The sequence below is a fragment of the Dendronalium sp. ChiSLP03b genome (assembly GCF_034531165.2).
GTDB classification, from domain to species: domain Bacteria; phylum Cyanobacteriota; class Cyanobacteriia; order Cyanobacteriales; family Nostocaceae; genus Dendronalium; species Dendronalium minutum.
In genome coordinates this window covers 16,230-33,116 of the sequence record NZ_JAVRBR020000150.1, presented here as the reverse complement: position 1 = coordinate 33,116, position 16,887 = coordinate 16,230, and the positions used below count along the sequence as shown (strand labels likewise).

The window sequence follows — 16,887 nt, the reverse complement described above, 5'->3', positions numbered from 1 at the left end:
ATTTTGCACGAAACTGACATGACAAAAGCACTGATTTTAACAGTAAAAGATTGGTGGGAATCTCAAAGCGAACATCTAGAAATTTCTCAAGTTCACTTAACTGTCGGTAAGTTTACTTGCGTTGAACCGGCTAGTTTACAATTTGCTTTTGAAGTCCAAACACGCAACACCTTTTTAGAAAAAGCTAAACTAATTATTCAAGAAATCCCACTGATTGCTTTTTGTCATCGTTGTCAACAGGAATATTCACCGCAAATTGGTTTACAGTACGCTTGTCCTACATGCAATTCTCCAATGGAGGATATTCGCTCAGGTAGAGAGTTGAAAATTGATAAAATTGAGTACGTTTATGCATCAAACATTTGACGCAACATTAGGAATTAACTTACTGCACGCCAATCAACAAGGTGCTGACCATAACAGAGCGCATTTTGATGAATGGGGAATTACTTGTTTCAATATTATGAGTAGTCCTGGCGCAGGGAAAACTGCGTTATTAGAACGCACACTGGCGGCTTTAAGTAATGAGTTAAAAATAGCCGTCATTGAAGGCGATATGACAACTAATTTAGATGCGGAACGTCTAGAGAAATATAATGTCCCTGTAATCGCTATTAATACAGGGCGTTCTTGTCATTTAGATTCTAAAATGGTAGCTGGTGGTATCCATCGTCTGGAACATGAATATAATCCTTCAGACTTTGATTTAGTATTAGTTGAAAATGTCGGTAATTTAGTTTGTCCTGCTGAATTTGAAGTTGGAGAACACGTAAAAGTCGCTTTATTAAGCATTACAGAAGGAGAGGATAAACCACTAAAGTATCCGATTATGTTTCAAGAGGCAGATTGTCTGCTGATTACAAAAATAGATTTAGTTCCTTATCTAGATATTAATATTAGCCAAATTGAAAAAAACGTTCGTCAGATAAATCCTGATGTTGAGATTATTCCTGTTTCTACTAAAGTAGGTGAAGGATTAGAAATTTGGTTTAATTGGTTGCGTAAACAGACTAAAAAGCAAGTAAAAAGTAAAAAGAAGGTAATCAATTAATGTCTCAGTCGCTATCAGGCAAAAAAGTAGTGATTATTGGCGCAAGCTCGGGGATCGATCTAGCGATCGCCACTAAAACATCTCAACTAGGAGCGTCGGTAGTCATATCAGGGCCCTCACAAGACAAATTAAATCAACTCAAGGATTTAGTTTCTTTTGATGTTGAAGCGATCGCTGTTGACATCTTGAACGAGGCTTCCGTTGATGCGCTATTTGAGAAAATTGGCAACTTCGATCATTTAGTTGTCACGGCTGTACCAGATAGAAATATGCCGCGATCGCTGTTAACAGAGATGACAACCCAAACGGCTCAAGGTGCGATGGAAAAATTCTGGGCAACGTTTTATGCTGTGCGTGCGGCGGTGAAATATATAGCGGCTGATGGCTCGATTACCCTGACATCCAGTGTCACTATCTCCAAACCTTCAAAGATGGGTGGTATTTCAGTAATCGCCGCCGCCAATGCGGCTGTTGCAGTATTTGGGCGCACGTTAGCTTTGGAACTCTCACCAATTCGTGTGAATGCTCTTGCTCCTGGCATAATCGAGGATAGAAGCGTATTGACATATCAAAGCGAGTCTGAGCTAGCGGATCTGTCAAAATGGGGTGAAACAGCTTTACCTACCCAGCATCTTGGGCAACCAGAAGAACTGGCGCAAGCAGTGTTGAGTTTGATGATAAATCCTTATATTACAGGGGTTATCTTACCTGTGGATGGTGGTGTAACCCTGCTGTAATCACAACACTAATTGCTTCTGACAATCAAGATTATAAAATATGACAACCCAAGTTATTCAAGCTCAATCTCAGAAAAATCCTTTTTCAGATTTTCTTCAATTTTGGGGCGATATCAAAGCGATCGCTGGGTCTTACTGGTATCCAACCAAGCCAGGAGAAAGAGCGTTTTCAGATGCGATCCGTAGCTGGGCGACACTGATTCTGCTGATACTACTAATAATCGGTCTTGTGGGTACCACTGCTTATAATAGTTTTGTTAATCGCTATCTGGTTGATAGCCTAATTCAAGACAGAGATTATTCTAAATTTATTAATATTTTAATAACAAATATTGTTGTACTTGTCTGCGTAACCCTTTTAGCAGGATTTTCTAAATTCATCAGAAAACAAATCGCTCTTGATTGGTACAAATGCCTTAATAATCAGATTTTAGATAAATATTTAAGTAATCGTGCTTATTATAAAATAAATTTTCAAGCAGATATTGATAACCCAGATCAGCGACTATCTCAAGAAATTGAACCTGTTACTACTAATGCTCTGAACTTTTCTGCTACTTTTCTGGAAAAAGCTTTAGAAATGGTGACTTTCTTAATAATTGTTTGGTCAATTTCTCAAAATATTGCGCTGATTCTACTTGCTTATACGGTACTAGGCAATTTAATTGCTGTTTACTTAAATCAAGAATTAACTAAGATTAATCAAGAGGAACTGTCATTTAAAGCTGACTACAGCTATGCCTTAACCCATGTGCGAAATCACGCTGAATCGATAGCTTTTTTTCAAGGAGAAGACCAAGAATCAAATATCCTGGAACGGCGTTTTATTAAACTTCTCAAGAATATTGAACGCAAGATAGGTTGGGAAAGAAGTTTGGAAATTTTTAGTAGAGGATATCAATCTGTTATTCAAATATTTCCCTTTTTAGTACTTGCACCTTTATATATTAGAGATGAAATTGATTTTGGACAACTTGGACAAGCCGCTTTAGCTTGTAATCTATTTGCTATTGCTTTGGGAGAATTAATCACTCAATTTGGAATTGCCGGACAATTTTCTAGTTATGTTCAGCGATTATCTGAGTTTTCAGATGCTTTAGAAAACATAACTAAACAAGCAGAAGATGCCAGTACTATTAAAACAATAGAAGAAAATCATCTGGCTTTTGAACACGTCACTTTGCAAACTCCTAACTCTGAACAGGTAATCGTTGAAGATTTATCATTATCCGTTCAACCGGGAGAAGGTTTATTAATTGTTGGGCCAAGTGGTAGAGGTAAAAGTTCTCTATTGAGAGCGATCGCTGGTTTATGGAATGCGGGAACTGGTCGTATCGTGCGACCTACCTTAAAAGATGTCTTATTCCTACCACAACGTCCTTATATCATCTTGGGAACTCTGCGCGAACAGTTACTCTATCCGAAAACTAATCGTCAAATGACTGACGCAGAACTTAAGGACGTTTTGCGACAAGTGAATCTACAAAACTTGCTAAGTCGAATTGAAGGCTTTGATACAGAAGTTCCTTGGGAGAATATATTGTCATTGGGAGAACAACAACGCCTTGCGTTCGCACGCCTATTAGTGACTCATCCTCGGTTCACAATATTAGATGAAGCAACAAGTGCTTTGGATTTAAAAAATGAAGCAAGTTTATATCAACAATTACAAGCAACGAAAACAACGTTTATCAGTGTAGGACACCGGGAAAGCCTATTTGATTATCATCAATGGGTTCTGGAACTTACACAAGATTCCAGTTGGCAAGTTTTAACTGTGCAAGATTATCGAAATCAAAAAATAACTCAGAACTCTACTGACAACACTGGGATTACTAAGGATAGTTTGCCTAACCAGAATCAATTAGAAAGATTGAGCCAAAAAGCCATAAGTGAAGGACTTTCTCATAAGGAAATGGCTGAATTAACCTTCTATTCCATTAAAACTATTAGAAGTAAGGCAAGCAAAGGCGAATCGATTAATGCCAGGGACGGCTTTACCTACCGTTATGATAAAGATACTCATGTGCTGAAATGGATAAGAGTTTAATGTCTATGAGTATTTTAAAGATTAGAGTTTATTTTTGTTTAGAGATTAAAACGATATGACCAAAATAACAAATATATAAACGGTTGTGATGGGCTTATTTTCACTAAAAATTGAGGATCGATAGGTAAGTAAAATGGATGAACTCGTCAAAAAAATTGCTGGTTTAGGTCTTCCTGGCATACTGTTTGTGATTGCAACTGCTACATCAGGGGGTAGTGTCGTCGCTGTTGTTACTCTACTCTCATCTTTGGGAGGGCCGTTGGGCTTATTAGGCGGTTTAGGACTGCTTGGTCTTGTAGGTATTATCGGAGAATATATAGCGAGTTTTGGAATTGAAAGCATTCTTAAGCTGATATATTCAGAACGAAGCAAAACCGAATCTGTAAGATTTCTGCTCAAAGAAATTCAACGGTGCTGATGTGACTATTGAAGCCACAAGTATTCCCATTGCTGTCAAAGAGGGCTTGAATATGACGAGAAATGGGGGTCGTTATGTGATTGTTGGGCATTACACCAATACTGGTGAGATTATAATAAATCCGCACTTAGAAATTAATTTAAAACATATAGACATTCGCTTTGCTTCAATTGAAGAATGCCATAAATTAGCATTAGCAATTGAAAAAGTTGGGTTTGATTTTTATATAAATGTAAAACCACCTATAGGCAGAATTGGCATTACTCAATTTGAATATAGGAATAGGAATAAATCAGGATATTTTGATGGAGTTAGAAAAGCTACTGAAACTTATAATAAAGTAACTTATTTATCTTTTGACCCGCTAAAACGTTTAGCAACAATTTTGCGCCAGAATGTATCAAGTAAAGTACAAATTGCATACGAAAATGAAGGGTATGGGTATTATTTTGCGGGGTTGATACGTCATATCAATATTGCCTTGTTACACCTAGACTTTGCAGGGTTAGATGCTCCAGATTGGACAATAGGAAATATTACTTCTCAACTAGTATGGAATGTATATATTAAAGCTCCTAGCCAAGGTGGTATCTGCAAAGTCTACAACTGCCAGTGGCAGCCTGAAGATGAAAAATATAAAATTCCTGGTTCCTATGGCTACGATTCTTCCTTAGTAGCTAACTCAGAAGTAAAGCATAATATTCCACTCACAGGAGATTTGGTTATCTTCAACAGCCGTAATTTTCATGAAGTCTTACCAGGCATTGGAGAGCGTATAACAATTAGCTCTTTTATTGGAAAAATGCGGGAGGAGATTTAGTTTTTTGGTCTTAACTTATTTGATACTGCAACAGATTTTTGACTGTCTCCTGCAGAGAATCGGAATATATTCTGCTGATGCGATCGCAGATCATCTGCATTTGTTGACACTCCTGCGGCAAGTATTCATAAGACTTCAAATGCTGCACCCCAACCATCAATTCTCCATTCCTCAATTCTCCATTCCATAGCCTCACAGTACAACTGAAATTATTAACGGGACTTAAACAAAAATCAAGCCCAAATATAGCCTAAACTGGCTTTATAAGAAGCAAACAGGTGATGATTGAGGGTCAACCAGTCAAAAAATCGGTGCATACATAGCTGTTCTGAAAGCCTCTAAAGCTTCTGTAAAAGTATTCAAAGGTTTGTTTGCCCATCTTCCCATCTTTGCGCCAGTTCCGAAAATAGGTGTATACCGTCTGCCAGACCGGAAAGTCGCCTGGTAATCCCCGCCATGTCACTCCTTCAACCAGAACTCGCGAAAATCGCATTCAGGACTTCCCATATATCGATTTCTCGTTTTCGACCACCGGGTTTTGCTTCTGGAATCATGTCACTGAGAAATTCATATTGGGTTCGGGTGAGGTTACTGGGGTATGCTTTACTCATGTTGCTCTCTCGGTGCTGTTTATTATCCATTCACAGCTTATACTGGGAGAGCTTTTTTACACCCTGTCCGACTTTTCAAACATCCTCTGAGCCAGCGAGTGTGTCAATGTTGAGCAGAAATGCCGTACTGTTGTGCCTGCATATTCCACAGTGTAGTATATTCGCCTCCATGCTGTAAAAGTTCCTGATGAGTGCCATCCTCAATTAAATGGCCAGCTTTAAGGACTAAGATTCGGTCAGCCATTCGTACTGAAGCCAATCTGTGGGTAATCAGGATGGTAGTTTTGCCCTCAGTTAGCTCAATAAAACGAAGGTAGAGATCGGACTCGCTGCGGGGGTCAAGTGCAGCAGTAGGCTCGTCCAGAAGTAATAGCTGGGCTTCTTGGCGGACAAAAGCACGAGCCAGAGCTAACTTTTGCCATTGACCTCCAGAAAGTTCTGTACCGCCAAACTGCTTGCCCAGCGGTGTATCCCCTTTTGTGGGAAAACGATCAACTAGTTTGGCAATATCGGCTTTTTCAACTGCATATCTCAGAATATCTGGACGCTCTAGGGCTGCTAGGTTTCCTAAAGCGATATTTTCTCCCAGTGTGAGCGCATAGTGACCAAAGTCCTGAAAAACTCCAGCAATTTGCTGTCGCCACTGCTCTAAATTTAAATTTCTCAAGTCTATGCCATCAACTAAAATACTTCCTGTCGTTGGATCGTATAATCTAGTCAACAGCTTAACTAGAGTAGTTTTACCAGCTCCATTTTCTCCTACTATGGCTACTGTTTGCCTAGGGTACAGGGTAAAAGAAATATCTTTGAGGGCTAATCGACCATCTGGGTAGCAAAAGTCAACTTTTTCAAAAGTAATGCTTGAACGAATCGGAGTTGGTACTTTCTCTCCAGGTATGCTCAGCGGCATTGGGATTGGACTATCGAGAAAGTTGAAAAACTGCTGCATGTAAAGAATATTTTCAAACAGATCCAGCCAATTAGCAATAAATCTTTCTAGATTATTCTGGAAGTAAGTTAATGACTGTACGAACAGAAGCACACTTCCTGGGCTAAAGTCTCCTCTGAAAGCCTTTTGTACTACCCAGTAAAAAGAAAAACCATTCCCTAAAGTACTCAGAATAGCCAAGCTAGATGACCAAAATGCTTGCTTGCCCCTCAGATGGCGCATAGATTGATGTAAAGACTGGAATGCTTGCAGGTAACGCCCGATAAAAAACGAACCTAGCTGAAACAACCTCATTTCTTTGGCATAGGTATCAGTGAGCATCACCGAAGTGTAATACTCCATTCTCCTAGCTTGAGGACTGTTCTCAAATAAAGTTAGCCAAATAGCTTTTCCATACTGGGAAGAAACCACTATTTGGGGTATGGTAGCGATCGCAATCACCAGTGGTATCCAAAAAGCTAGGGGAATTAGTAGCCCAACTATCACAATGAGTGTCACAAAAGACCGACCTAATTCAACCAAATTCTCCAGTAAGTTCAACGGCTTATAGCTGACTTGTTCTTGGAGAAGTTGTAGTTCATCATAAAACTGAGAATCTTCAAAACGGCTCAGGTCTGGAAAAGTATCAGCTTTACCCATTAACAATAAGCTAATGTGAGCCATTAACTTGTCATTGAGATTTCCTTGAAGTGCGAATACCCAAGGATACAAGAGCGTCTCTAGTAACAAGGCTCCTACCCATCCCGCTACCAAAGGCCACAAAATTGAGTAGCTTAATTCTCTGCCCGATGTCAAGGCCGTTGTTACAGTATCTACCACTAGCTTGGTAATCCAAACACTTATAGCAGGGAGAAACCCCTGTAATAAAGTGACAGCGACGAGAAAGACCATTTCCTTCGGTGCTGCTGTCCATAACAAGGGTAGAGAACGAAATAAAGCTCTAGTGTAGTCTTCAAACCAAACTCTTAAATCGCTCATCAATTAAACCTGATTTTTTATTCTGTGTTAAGAAAAATATTTTTGATCCCTGAGTTTGAGACTTGTGTTGTAAAATTCACCAACTTGAAATTTGCTATGAACACTATTCAAAAATTGCTTTTAACCGTCAAGATGCTTTGTATTCTCAATTTTTTTAGTTTCTCTGCACGAGTAACACGATGCAGCTTAATATCTTAGGTGCTATCAAAACTAAAAATAATCCTACTTTAGAAAGAGTAAGACTACTTTTAATAATCAATAAAGTACTACTTCAGAAAGAATAAAAAACTAGAGAAAAAGATATTGTTATAGAAATTAGACGATCGAAAAAAGACAATACGACGCTAACAATAGCAAAATTTTTATCAAAGACAAGGTTTTAGGGAAAACAAATCTCACCTGGGATTTTCCTGCACTTACAATCAAGTGATTTTGATCTTTTGTGGACTAGTTAAGACTCTGAATAAAAACTGTAGTGTTTGTTGTTTAACTATATCTGGATGGAGATGATAGTTAAACATTAATTAATCTTTGTATTATTTTCTGGTCATTCTTCACATTTGCTTGTTTAAAAGTGAAAACTGGTTGATTTAAAAACAACATCCACGGAATTCACAAATTTGAATGCAGATTTACGGACAGGCTATTAAGTTGAAGTTAAAAGGAGTAAGTGATAATGCTTGCAGAAACAACACTGACCCAACAAACAATAGATATGCGTTTGGCAGATAAAGTAGACAAACTAGAACAACTTCTGTTGTCTGATGAGGAAATAGCGGCTTTAGAAAAATTAGCAATGCCAGGAGAATCTGACTCTCCGATTACCCAAAGATGGTTTGCTAATTGTGGTGGCTGCGGCGGATGCCGTGGATGTGGCTGCCGTGGATGTGGCTGCCGTGGTTGCGGATGCCGTGGATGCGGATGCCGTGGATGTGGCTGCCGTGGTTGCGGATGCCGTGGCTGCGGATGCAGTGGCTGCGGTGGATGTAAAGGTTGTGGTGGATGTAAAATTAGTGATTCTGGAATAATATCGGGTGTGATAGAAGACACTGATCGGGTTGGATTCGGATATTAAACAACCTGTAGATAGAACAGCAATTCAGTAATTCTAGAAAGCGAATTTTTCTGAAATTAGAGCCACAAATTATTGCTCTAAAAAATCGTAGAAACCCTGTTTTTTACTTACATGAGTATTAAATCTGCAAAAACAGGGTTTTTTCTTTTTTGAACTGCCACTTAATCTTTCGCTCATTCCGGATACAACCGAGTTTTCATATTTTTTCTGAAGCTTGAAACAATAAAACAAAGCTTATGAAATTAAACGATAATCAGCGTTTACGTCTATTAGAACATATTGTTATTCACGTTGCACCGCCAGATTGCAATGACGAAGAAACTATGATCTTCAATACGACGCGACGAACGCTGACAGTAAAAGGTCAAGCACTGCATAATGTAGAAAAAATTGTATTACCTTTACTAGATGGCTCCCGAACAATAGGAGAAATCCGGGCTGCTATAGGAGAAAAGTTGACAGATTCTTCACTGAATCAATGTTTAGAATTTTTGATTGACAATCGCTTAGTGATGGAATCTTCGGAGGATACAGTTGATTTAGATAGTCATGCTTATTTACTTCCTCAAATCAGCCTTTATCATGAGCTAGGTTTTGAGCAAAAAGATGTTCAGAAACAATTAGCCAACGCTAGAATTGCTGTTTTCGGACTCGGAGGTTCAGGGCTGGTAGCAGCAACAAATTTGGCTACTACTGGTATTGGTTTTCTCCGTCTTTGCGATTCCCTGATGATGTCAAGCCAGGTGAATAAAATTGGTGCTTTTCAAGGTGTGGAAGCAGCTCAACAAATTGAGGCGATAACTTCGTTAAGCTCCGCTAACGCAGGAGTAACCCAAACTGAAATCGTCACAGATCCTTTAACTGACGACGCAACAGTAAATGCTTTACTAGATGACGTTGACCTCGTGATTGTGGCCACCGATGCTGTATCTGTGAATCTAGCGTATCGCTTGAATCGATTATGCCTAAAGATGCAGCGACCACTGCTACCGGGCGGATCTGTTGGTGTTGAAGGAACTATTGGGCCACTGGTGTTTTTTCAGGATGGCCCTTGCTATCTGTGCTATCGGATGCGGTCTATGGCTTGTGCCAAGCTTCCAGAGGCAGAATTGGCGATTGAGCAGTTTCTAGACCGAGAACGCCGTTCTCAACCACGGCTGCGAGAAAGTTTGCCGATAGGACAGATGTTGGTTGGAAGTTATATAGCTCTTGAGGCAGTGAAAATGTTACTCGGTCTACCGATCGCCACCAATGGTAAATTACTGCATCTAGACTTGCTCAGCACAAAGCTGACTCACAACGTTGTGCTGAAAAAACCTGGTTGTCCGCATTGTTCACGACAGGAGAAAACACAGTGAATGCAGCAGTTGCTAGTCCACGCTGGCGCGATTTAGTCAGCCCGCATACTGGAATCATCCGCGCGATCAATAGGTTTACCAAACCTTATACAGAGTTTGATTTGCCAGTCTTGTGGCAAGCTGAATTAGCAAATTTCCAGCTTCGTAAACAGCAGGATGATTTACGTTATGGCGTAGGCAGGGGCATGACTGATGAACAAGCAATTTTTGGTGCTATAGGCGAAGCTATAGAGCGCTACTGCGGTGGTATCATTGATTACAGGCAACTAATTTTCAGTAGTTACACAGAATTAGAAGATGCCTACGGTGAGCAAAGCCAACGCGCCGTTTCTCCTCCAACTTTTTTCTCCTTTTCTGACAAACAATACTCTGACCCAACTTTTCCCTATCCAGCTTTCGATCCAACAACGCAGACTTCGTGGATGGCTGCCCTGGCTCTAGCAAGCAAGCAACAGGTTTTAATCCCAGCATTCTTTGTTTATTTGGATTGGGACGGGGAGCAACCAGGAGATTATATTCTACCCGTGACTTCTAACGGCATGGCAAGTGGCCCAACTCTTGAGTTTGCTGCCTATAGTGGCTTGTGCGAGTTGATTGAGCGCGATGCTTTCATCATTACATGGTTAAATCGCTTACCTGCTCCACGTATTTATTTCGACCACCGACCAGGAATTGAGACTGAAATTTTACGCCACTACGCTCGATTTGGCATTGAACTGGTTGCTTTTAACTTCACCACCGATATTAAAGTCCCAGTTGTGATGGCAATGTTAATTGACCATTCAGGTAAAAGTCCTGCTGTTGCAACTGGTCTGGGATGTCATCTTGATGGGCCAACAGCACTTCGCAAGGCGATTTTTGAAGTTTGCCAAGCCCGTTTTGGTGACATAGAACACATGGCTGCTGGTGCTGGGATTAATCTCAATAAATATGAAGATGTTAAGGATTTGGACGATCACAGCGCTTTTTTCTACACAACAGCTCGGCTGGGTGAGTTGGATTTTTTGTTTCACCATGACCAATGTGTAAAAGTCGAAGATTTATTAACTTACACATCTTCAGCAGAAGCAGAGAAATTGCAATCAGTAATTGCTAGGTTGCATTCAGTAAGTGCTGAACCTTATTTAGTAGAGATTACAACTCCTGATATCGCATCGCTTGGTTTTCGAGTAGTGCGGACTTTGGTAAGTGAATTAGTCCCTATATATTTTGGCTATGGATTAGAGCCACTGGGGACTCGGCGCTTGTTTGAGGTACCAGAAAGGTTGGGTTATGGTGGACGACGTACTGAAAGTGACTTAAATCCCTGCCCACATCCTATGGCTTAGTACTAATTCGTAATTCGTAATTTGTAGTTCGGAAGATGAGGAAATCAAAGCGATGTACAAAGTCAACGAACCACTGGAGTTAGCTCTTTTGTATCATTTGAACTCTCCAGTACCCCAAAGTTATGTCAAGCGTGTATCGGCTACTGAAATGCGGTATCTGCCAGAGGCTGCTTTTCTGGAACTACCGCCAGCACCACGTGATAACCCACTGACTGAGCTTTTGCAGCGACGTTGTTCTGTGCGAGCGTTTGAGAATACAGTCATGCCACTGATCTCATTGGCTCAGTTACTAGATGCAGGATGCGGCATCAATGGGTTGCGTGAAATGGATGGTTACACCTATGAAGCTCGAAACTCCCCCTCTGCGGGAGGACTTTATCCAATTGAAATTTTCGTATCCACCCAGGCGGTAGAAGGTCTAGCTGCCGGATTGTATCACTATGAAGCCCGTGGTCACGGGTTGCATCGAGTCAATGATGCCGTGCCAGCAGACTTTGTAGAACCCTTATTGCAACAAGATTACGCAGTTAATGCCAATGCTCTGTTCGTATTTACATCTGTATTTATGCGATCGATGTGTAAATACGGTGCGCGCGGCTACCGCTTTGCGCTTTTGGAAGCTGGTCATCAGGCTGAAAATATGTGTCTAATGGCTGTGCAATTGGGACTCGACAGTCTTTGCATCGGTGGATTCCATGACATAAGCATGAACGCCATGTTGGGTATTGACGGGAGACATCATGCCGCGGTTTATTGTGTTGCAGTTGGTACTCGTAGCGACCAACAATTATCATTTTAAGATGTCTAATTGAAGCCAAAACATGATTAGACAACATCTCAGGGCAAACGCATCTAAAGTATAAGAATCCTTTAATAGCAAGGGTTTGGGCGTTTTATAATTGAGTCTCTTTTTTCATCAATATCCTTGTCTGCTTGCTTTATTTGTTTGACTTTCGGGTCTTGTTTCCCTTTGTGGCTCTTTCTGGCTCGTTTCCAAATAACCCCCTTTTTTTGAGTACCCGTCTTAATCTGTCGGGACTCAGTTTAATAGAGCGATCGCTTTCTAATTTCTGAGCTAATTGAACACTGTTATATGTACGTGGTTCTTGTTTGAGGCATTCTTCCAAAAAAACTATGTCTTCTTCAGAGTATTTCGTTTTACCTCCTCGACCTGGTAATTCCCAAAGTCCTTCTAGACCTAGCTTTTGCTATGTTGATGAGCCTGAACTGGATGACTCGACTGAAGAATTGGATTTTGATGAAGACCAGTTTTCCGCATCTGAGGTCGAAGCTGATTCAAATACGGGTAAGGTGAGCAAGCGGGAGATTGCAGAGGTTTGCAACGAGTTGAGGAGATTGCGGATTAATCCCCAGCCATGCTTGGGGGTGGTTAAGAAGCATTGGGCGAATGTACAGGGGGCGATTGCTAGGGTGAAGGATGCGTAGACGCTTGCGGCTTGTCGCAGACATCGCAGAAGGCTGGTGCGATAACCCGACTGGCCTGTTTATCAATTCGTGCAAGAGTGGGGCTAAGGGCAAGAATACCCTTACCGCCGTTATCAGCGAATGGTTCGAGTGGGCGCGGAAGCAGAGAATCGTGTTGGCAATGTCAGGTGGGGTCGTTTATACGCCTGATGGGGAGGCTGTGGAATTGCAGGAGATGATGAGAACATACCCAATGCAGTTATCAACAACCGAACCGATCTAATTTATAAATTTTTTTTATAGACTGAGCAAATTTGAATCAATTTATGAAATATTTTTCTGACCTATCTTAACTGTTTCAAAATTATTGCTTAAATGTCTTAACTGTCCTTGCATTTTTGCTCTGATATTGAGAATATCAAAAGCTATAGATACTAATGGAATTTTTTACCGATTTGAGCGATCGCACTTCCGAACAAATTTCTGGAGATCAAGCATATTCAGCGAATAATATCATGTTTGCTTGATTACTTATTAAAACCCAAGAACCCCACCCCTTAATCCCCACCCCGCCGCTTCGGGAGGGGAGACGGAAGCAGCGGGGTGGGGTTCAATGACTGTAGGAATCATAACTAATTGTCCGAACTTGAGATAAGGATAATAGTCAGGGGTAGTTCATCGGGACTTAGACACTCGCTTCTCCATTCTCAAACAGAATTTGGAGATATTTCTCTAAAGATTTAGTAGGTGTTTCTTTTCTCCACGCAGCAGTCGATCGCCCATAGTAGATCGGATGGTGGAGTGTCATAAAGACAACTTGGGAATGAGGCAGGGCGGCTCCTTCATTCGGCATCAGTCCGACTCCTTGCCCTGCGGCAACCAGAGCAATCATTGAGGGGTGACTATCGGCAAACAAATGCAGATTTGGCAAGAAGCCAGCGCAACGACAAACATCACGGATGCGATCGTTCCGCCCAGGATACTTTTCTTCAGACATCCCGATAAATTTTATAGTATTTTACAGTTTTATAAGTTAAGTATCAAAAGTGGGAAAAGTGGGAAAAGTAGGATGTTTTGTATAAATCATTGACTGTTACATTTACGAGATCGTAATGTTATGCCTAATGGTAATGGCAATAATCCTCATGTAAATCCAAATCTACAATAGCCACCTGGATCGCAAGGAAAATCAGGCGAGCCATGAACTGGAGGGTTTTTCAACCCCAACAATCCTCACTTTGAGGACTAAATACCATAAGCAATGAAATACCCCATTGTTTAACAGGTTACTTACACTACGGAACGGACGCAGATTTTCTATCAATCGCATCCGAGAAGTAGTGGTTAACGGAAAATTGGGTACTACTTTTAGTTTTCCCATTAATAATTAATTCAATGAGAAATACAATGGAATTTTTTACCGATTTAAGCGATCGCGCTTCTGAACAAATTTCTGGTGGTCAAGCATATTCAGCGAATAATGGTAATGCTTCAAATGCTCCCGGGCAGGCAACAGCCACAGAAAACGCTGATGCACTCTTGGTTAAGCAGGAAGCTAAATTTGGAGATTTACAAAATGGAGTGAAAGCTGGCAACACAGCACCTGAGAATGCTAATCACTTCTTCCAAGAAGAAGGTATCATCGGCAAAAAATAAAATCTCAGAAACTAACACATCTTTCAGTTGATAAGGAGAAATACAATGGAATTTTTTACCGATTTAAGCGATCGCACTTCCGAACAAATTTCTGGTGGTAGAGGAAATACAGGCGAACCTCAAACCGGAGGTTATTTTAATGGCAATGGAAATAACCCCCATGCCGCAGACAATCCAGATGCAGGTCAACCAGGAAACGCTGGCATACCAGGAAATGGAGGTTTGTTCAACCCGAACAATCCTCACTTCGATGGTGTTTAGCCACTGATGAAATACCCAATTGTCCAACAACATAGTGAAGAAGACTGTGGTGCAGCTTGTATAGCTACAGTTTCCTTACATTACGGACGCAGATTTACCATTAGTCGCATCCGCGAAGCAGTTGGTACGGGACAATTGGGTACTACCTTACTAGGACTCAGACGAGGGGCAGAAACTCTGGGATTTAACGCCCGTCAGGTGCAAGCCTCTCCTGAACTCCTCGACCATCTCGACCAAGCACCCCTACCAGCTATTATTCACTGGAAGGGCTACCACTGGGTAGTTTTATACGGGAAGAAGCGCAAAAAGTACATCATAGCTGACCCTGCTGTGGGTATTCGTTACTTAACTCGTAAAGAATTAAACACAGCTTGGACGAACGGGGTAATGTTGCTACTGACTCCCGATGAACTGCGCTTTTATCAACAACCAGAGGAAAATATCGGGGGTTTCGGTCGCTTTCTCAAAAGGGTTTTACCCTATCGCCGTCTCTTAATTGAAGTCATCCTCCTCAACTTAGTAATTGGCTTACTGGCGTTGGCTTTCCCCTTCCTCCTGCAAATCCTCACTGATGATGTGTTGGTGCGAGGAGATACCCAGTTACTCACCACGGTGGTAATTGGAGTAATGGCGATAAATCTGTTTAGTAGTTTTCTGCGGTTCATTCAATCAAACTTAATTGCCCATTTTGCCCAAAGATTAGAATTAGGATTAGTTTTAGAATTTGGACGGCAAATTTTACGGCTACCTTTGACTTATTACGAAGCCCGTCGCAGTGGAGAGATTATCAGTCGTTTAAGAGATATTAGAGAAATCAATCAATTGGTTTCTCAAGTAGTTATCGGCTTTCCCAGCCGCTTTTTTATTGCTGTTGTGTCTTTTGGCTTGATGGTCTTCTATAGCTGGCAATTGACACTATTAGCAGTATTAATCGCAGCTTTAATGAGTCTTTCTACCATGATTTTTTTACCGACTTTGCAACAGAAAACCCGGGCGGTTTTGGTGACATCGGCGGAAAATCAGGGGATGTTAGTAGAAACTTTCAAAGGGGCATTAACATTAAAAAGTACCAATGCCAAACCTCAAGCTTGGGAGGAATTTCAAGAAAGATTTGGTCGCTTGGCTAATGTTACCTTTAATACAATTGAAATTAATATTCTTAACGGTATATTTTCCAGTTTAGTCTCTGGATTAGGTAGTATCGCTTTACTTTGGTTTGGCAGTACTTTAGTTATCGGTAAGGTATTAACTATCGGTCAATTGCTGGCTTTTAACAGCATGAACGGTAATTTTACCGGGTTTATTGGTTCTGTCATCGATTTCGTAGATGAATTTGCCCTTGCCAGAACGGCGATGGAAAGACTCACAGAAGTCATCGACAGTACCCCAGAGGACGACGAAGAAGAAACTAAAAAAGCTTATGCATATATATTGAGTGATGCTGATATTTTTTGTAAAAAACTCAACTTTCACCATGCAGGTAGGGTAGACTTACTTGAAGATTTTTCCTTGACTATTCCCGGAGGTCAAGTTACCGCCCTGATTGGTCAATCTGGCTGTGGTAAAAGTACCCTTGCCAAACTGATTGCAGGACTATATCCACTGCAATCGGGAAATATCCGCTATGGCATTTACAACCAGCAGGACTTATCTTTAGATTCTCTGCGTCAACAGGTAGTGTTAGTTCCCCAAGAACCCCATTTTTGGCAGCGTTCTATTTTAGATAATTTCCGTTTTAGTTATCCTGATATTACCTTAGAAGAAGTTGTCAGAGCTTGTGAAGTCGCCTACGCAGATGAATTTATCAGCGAAATGCCTGATAAATATAACACCGTTTTAGGAGAATTCGGGGCGAATATTTCTGGGGGACAACGGCAAAGACTTGCTTTAGCCAGGGCAATTGTTAAAGAGCCACCAGTCTTGATTTTAGATGAATCCACAGGGGCATTAGACCCAGTTTTAGAAACAAAAGTGCTGGATAGGCTGTTGTGGTATCGTCAGGGAAAAACCACAATTACGATCAGCCACCGTCCCCGAGTCATCTTGCGTGCTGATTGGATTGTGTTGTTAGATAAAGGTAAGTTGATGCTACAGGGAACACCAGAAGATTTACAAAAGCTTTCTGGAGAGCATTTACATTTTTTAACCCCTTGACTTTTGACTTTTGACT

Annotated in this window: 16 protein-coding genes and 2 pseudogenes; 13 read left to right on the top strand and 5 right to left on the bottom strand. The window is 40.9% G+C overall.

Features of this window, described 5'->3' with window-relative positions; all coding sequences use genetic code 11:
• Positions 1-3: 3 nt before the first annotated feature.
• The 6 genes from hypA to RMY31_RS34975 all read left to right on the top strand — a co-directional run bounded on the left by hypA (position 4) and on the right by RMY31_RS34975 (position 5,076).
• A complete protein-coding gene (hypA, locus tag RMY31_RS35000; protein WP_322663887.1) occupies positions 4-366 on the top strand; it encodes a hydrogenase maturation nickel metallochaperone HypA in 363 nt (120 codons plus the stop codon).
• Positions 350-1,051, top strand: coding sequence for a hydrogenase nickel incorporation protein HypB (hypB, locus tag RMY31_RS34995; protein ID WP_322663888.1), 702 nt, complete (start codon positions 350-352; stop codon positions 1,049-1,051). The genes hypA and hypB overlap by 17 nt, the downstream gene beginning before the upstream one ends.
• Entirely contained in the window at positions 1,051-1,788 is a 738-nt protein-coding gene (locus tag RMY31_RS34990) for an SDR family oxidoreductase (protein WP_322663890.1), read from the top strand. Before hypB ends, RMY31_RS34990 begins: the two co-directional genes overlap by 1 nt.
• 40 nt (positions 1,789-1,828) lie before the next feature.
• On the top strand, positions 1,829-3,838 hold the full coding sequence (locus RMY31_RS34985) for an ABC transporter ATP-binding protein/permease (protein WP_322663892.1): 2,010 nt from the start codon (positions 1,829-1,831) through the stop codon (positions 3,836-3,838).
• A gap of 133 nt (positions 3,839-3,971) precedes the next feature.
• On the top strand, positions 3,972-4,256 hold the full coding sequence (locus tag RMY31_RS34980; RefSeq protein ID WP_322663894.1) for a hypothetical protein: 285 nt from the start codon (positions 3,972-3,974) through the stop codon (positions 4,254-4,256).
• Between the two features lies 1 nt (position 4,257).
• Positions 4,258-5,076, top strand: coding sequence for a hypothetical protein (locus tag RMY31_RS34975; protein WP_322663896.1), 819 nt, complete (start codon positions 4,258-4,260; stop codon positions 5,074-5,076).
• A 233-nt stretch (positions 5,077-5,309) separates the two neighbouring features.
• On the opposite strand, the pseudogene RMY31_RS34970 reads toward RMY31_RS34975, so the two are convergent.
• The 4 genes and pseudogenes from RMY31_RS34970 to RMY31_RS34955 all read right to left on the bottom strand — a co-directional run.
• Positions 5,310-5,475 (bottom strand): annotated as a pseudogene (locus RMY31_RS34970) (IS701 family transposase); the annotation flags it as partial.
• A pseudogene (locus RMY31_RS34965) lies at positions 5,459-5,687 on the bottom strand (transposase); the annotation flags it as partial. The pseudogenes RMY31_RS34965 and RMY31_RS34970, both read right to left, overlap by 17 nt.
• 103 nt (positions 5,688-5,790) lie before the next feature.
• Entirely contained in the window at positions 5,791-7,614 is a 1,824-nt protein-coding gene (locus RMY31_RS34960) for an ABC transporter ATP-binding protein (protein WP_322663898.1), read from the bottom strand.
• A 657-nt stretch (positions 7,615-8,271) separates the two neighbouring features.
• Complete coding sequence (locus RMY31_RS34955) at positions 8,272-8,664, bottom strand: hypothetical protein (protein WP_322663900.1); 393 nt, start codon at positions 8,662-8,664, stop codon at positions 8,272-8,274.
• A 261-nt stretch (positions 8,665-8,925) separates the two neighbouring features.
• Between RMY31_RS34955 and RMY31_RS34950 the strand changes: the two genes are divergently transcribed.
• The 4 genes from RMY31_RS34950 (at position 8,926) to RMY31_RS34935 (ending at position 12,821) form a co-directional block, all read left to right on the top strand.
• Complete coding sequence (locus tag RMY31_RS34950) at positions 8,926-10,047, top strand: TOMM precursor leader peptide-binding protein (protein WP_322663902.1); 1,122 nt, start codon at positions 8,926-8,928, stop codon at positions 10,045-10,047.
• Positions 10,044-11,375 carry a YcaO-like family protein gene (locus tag RMY31_RS34945; protein WP_322663903.1) on the top strand — a complete coding sequence of 444 codons (1,332 nt, stop codon included), beginning with the start codon at positions 10,044-10,046 and terminating at the stop codon, positions 11,373-11,375. Before RMY31_RS34950 ends, RMY31_RS34945 begins: the two co-directional genes overlap by 4 nt.
• Before the next feature lie 52 nt (positions 11,376-11,427).
• Positions 11,428-12,174: a SagB/ThcOx family dehydrogenase gene (locus RMY31_RS34940; RefSeq protein WP_322663905.1), complete on the top strand. Its 747-nt coding sequence runs from the start codon at positions 11,428-11,430 to the stop codon at positions 12,172-12,174.
• 335 nt (positions 12,175-12,509) lie between these two features.
• Entirely contained in the window at positions 12,510-12,821 is a 312-nt protein-coding gene (locus RMY31_RS34935; RefSeq protein WP_322663907.1) for a hypothetical protein, read from the top strand.
• A gap of 664 nt (positions 12,822-13,485) precedes the next feature.
• Here RMY31_RS34935 and RMY31_RS34930 read toward each other — a convergent pair.
• Positions 13,486-13,797, bottom strand: a complete 312-nt coding sequence (locus tag RMY31_RS34930) for a LysR substrate-binding domain-containing protein (protein WP_322663909.1) — start codon at positions 13,795-13,797, stop codon at positions 13,486-13,488.
• 410 nt (positions 13,798-14,207) lie between these two features.
• Between RMY31_RS34930 and RMY31_RS34925 the strand changes: the two genes are divergently transcribed.
• Genes RMY31_RS34925 through RMY31_RS34915 form a run of 3 tightly spaced genes read left to right on the top strand, consistent with a single transcriptional unit; the run spans position 14,208 to position 16,871 of the window.
• Positions 14,208-14,456: a hypothetical protein gene (locus RMY31_RS34925; protein ID WP_322663911.1), complete on the top strand. Its 249-nt coding sequence runs from the start codon at positions 14,208-14,210 to the stop codon at positions 14,454-14,456.
• 45 nt (positions 14,457-14,501) lie between these two features.
• Entirely contained in the window at positions 14,502-14,717 is a 216-nt protein-coding gene (locus RMY31_RS34920; RefSeq protein WP_322663913.1) for a hypothetical protein, read from the top strand.
• A 6-nt stretch (positions 14,718-14,723) separates the two neighbouring features.
• On the top strand, positions 14,724-16,871 hold the full coding sequence (locus RMY31_RS34915; RefSeq protein WP_322663915.1) for a peptidase domain-containing ABC transporter: 2,148 nt from the start codon (positions 14,724-14,726) through the stop codon (positions 16,869-16,871).
• The last annotated feature ends 16 nt before the right edge of the window (positions 16,872-16,887 follow it).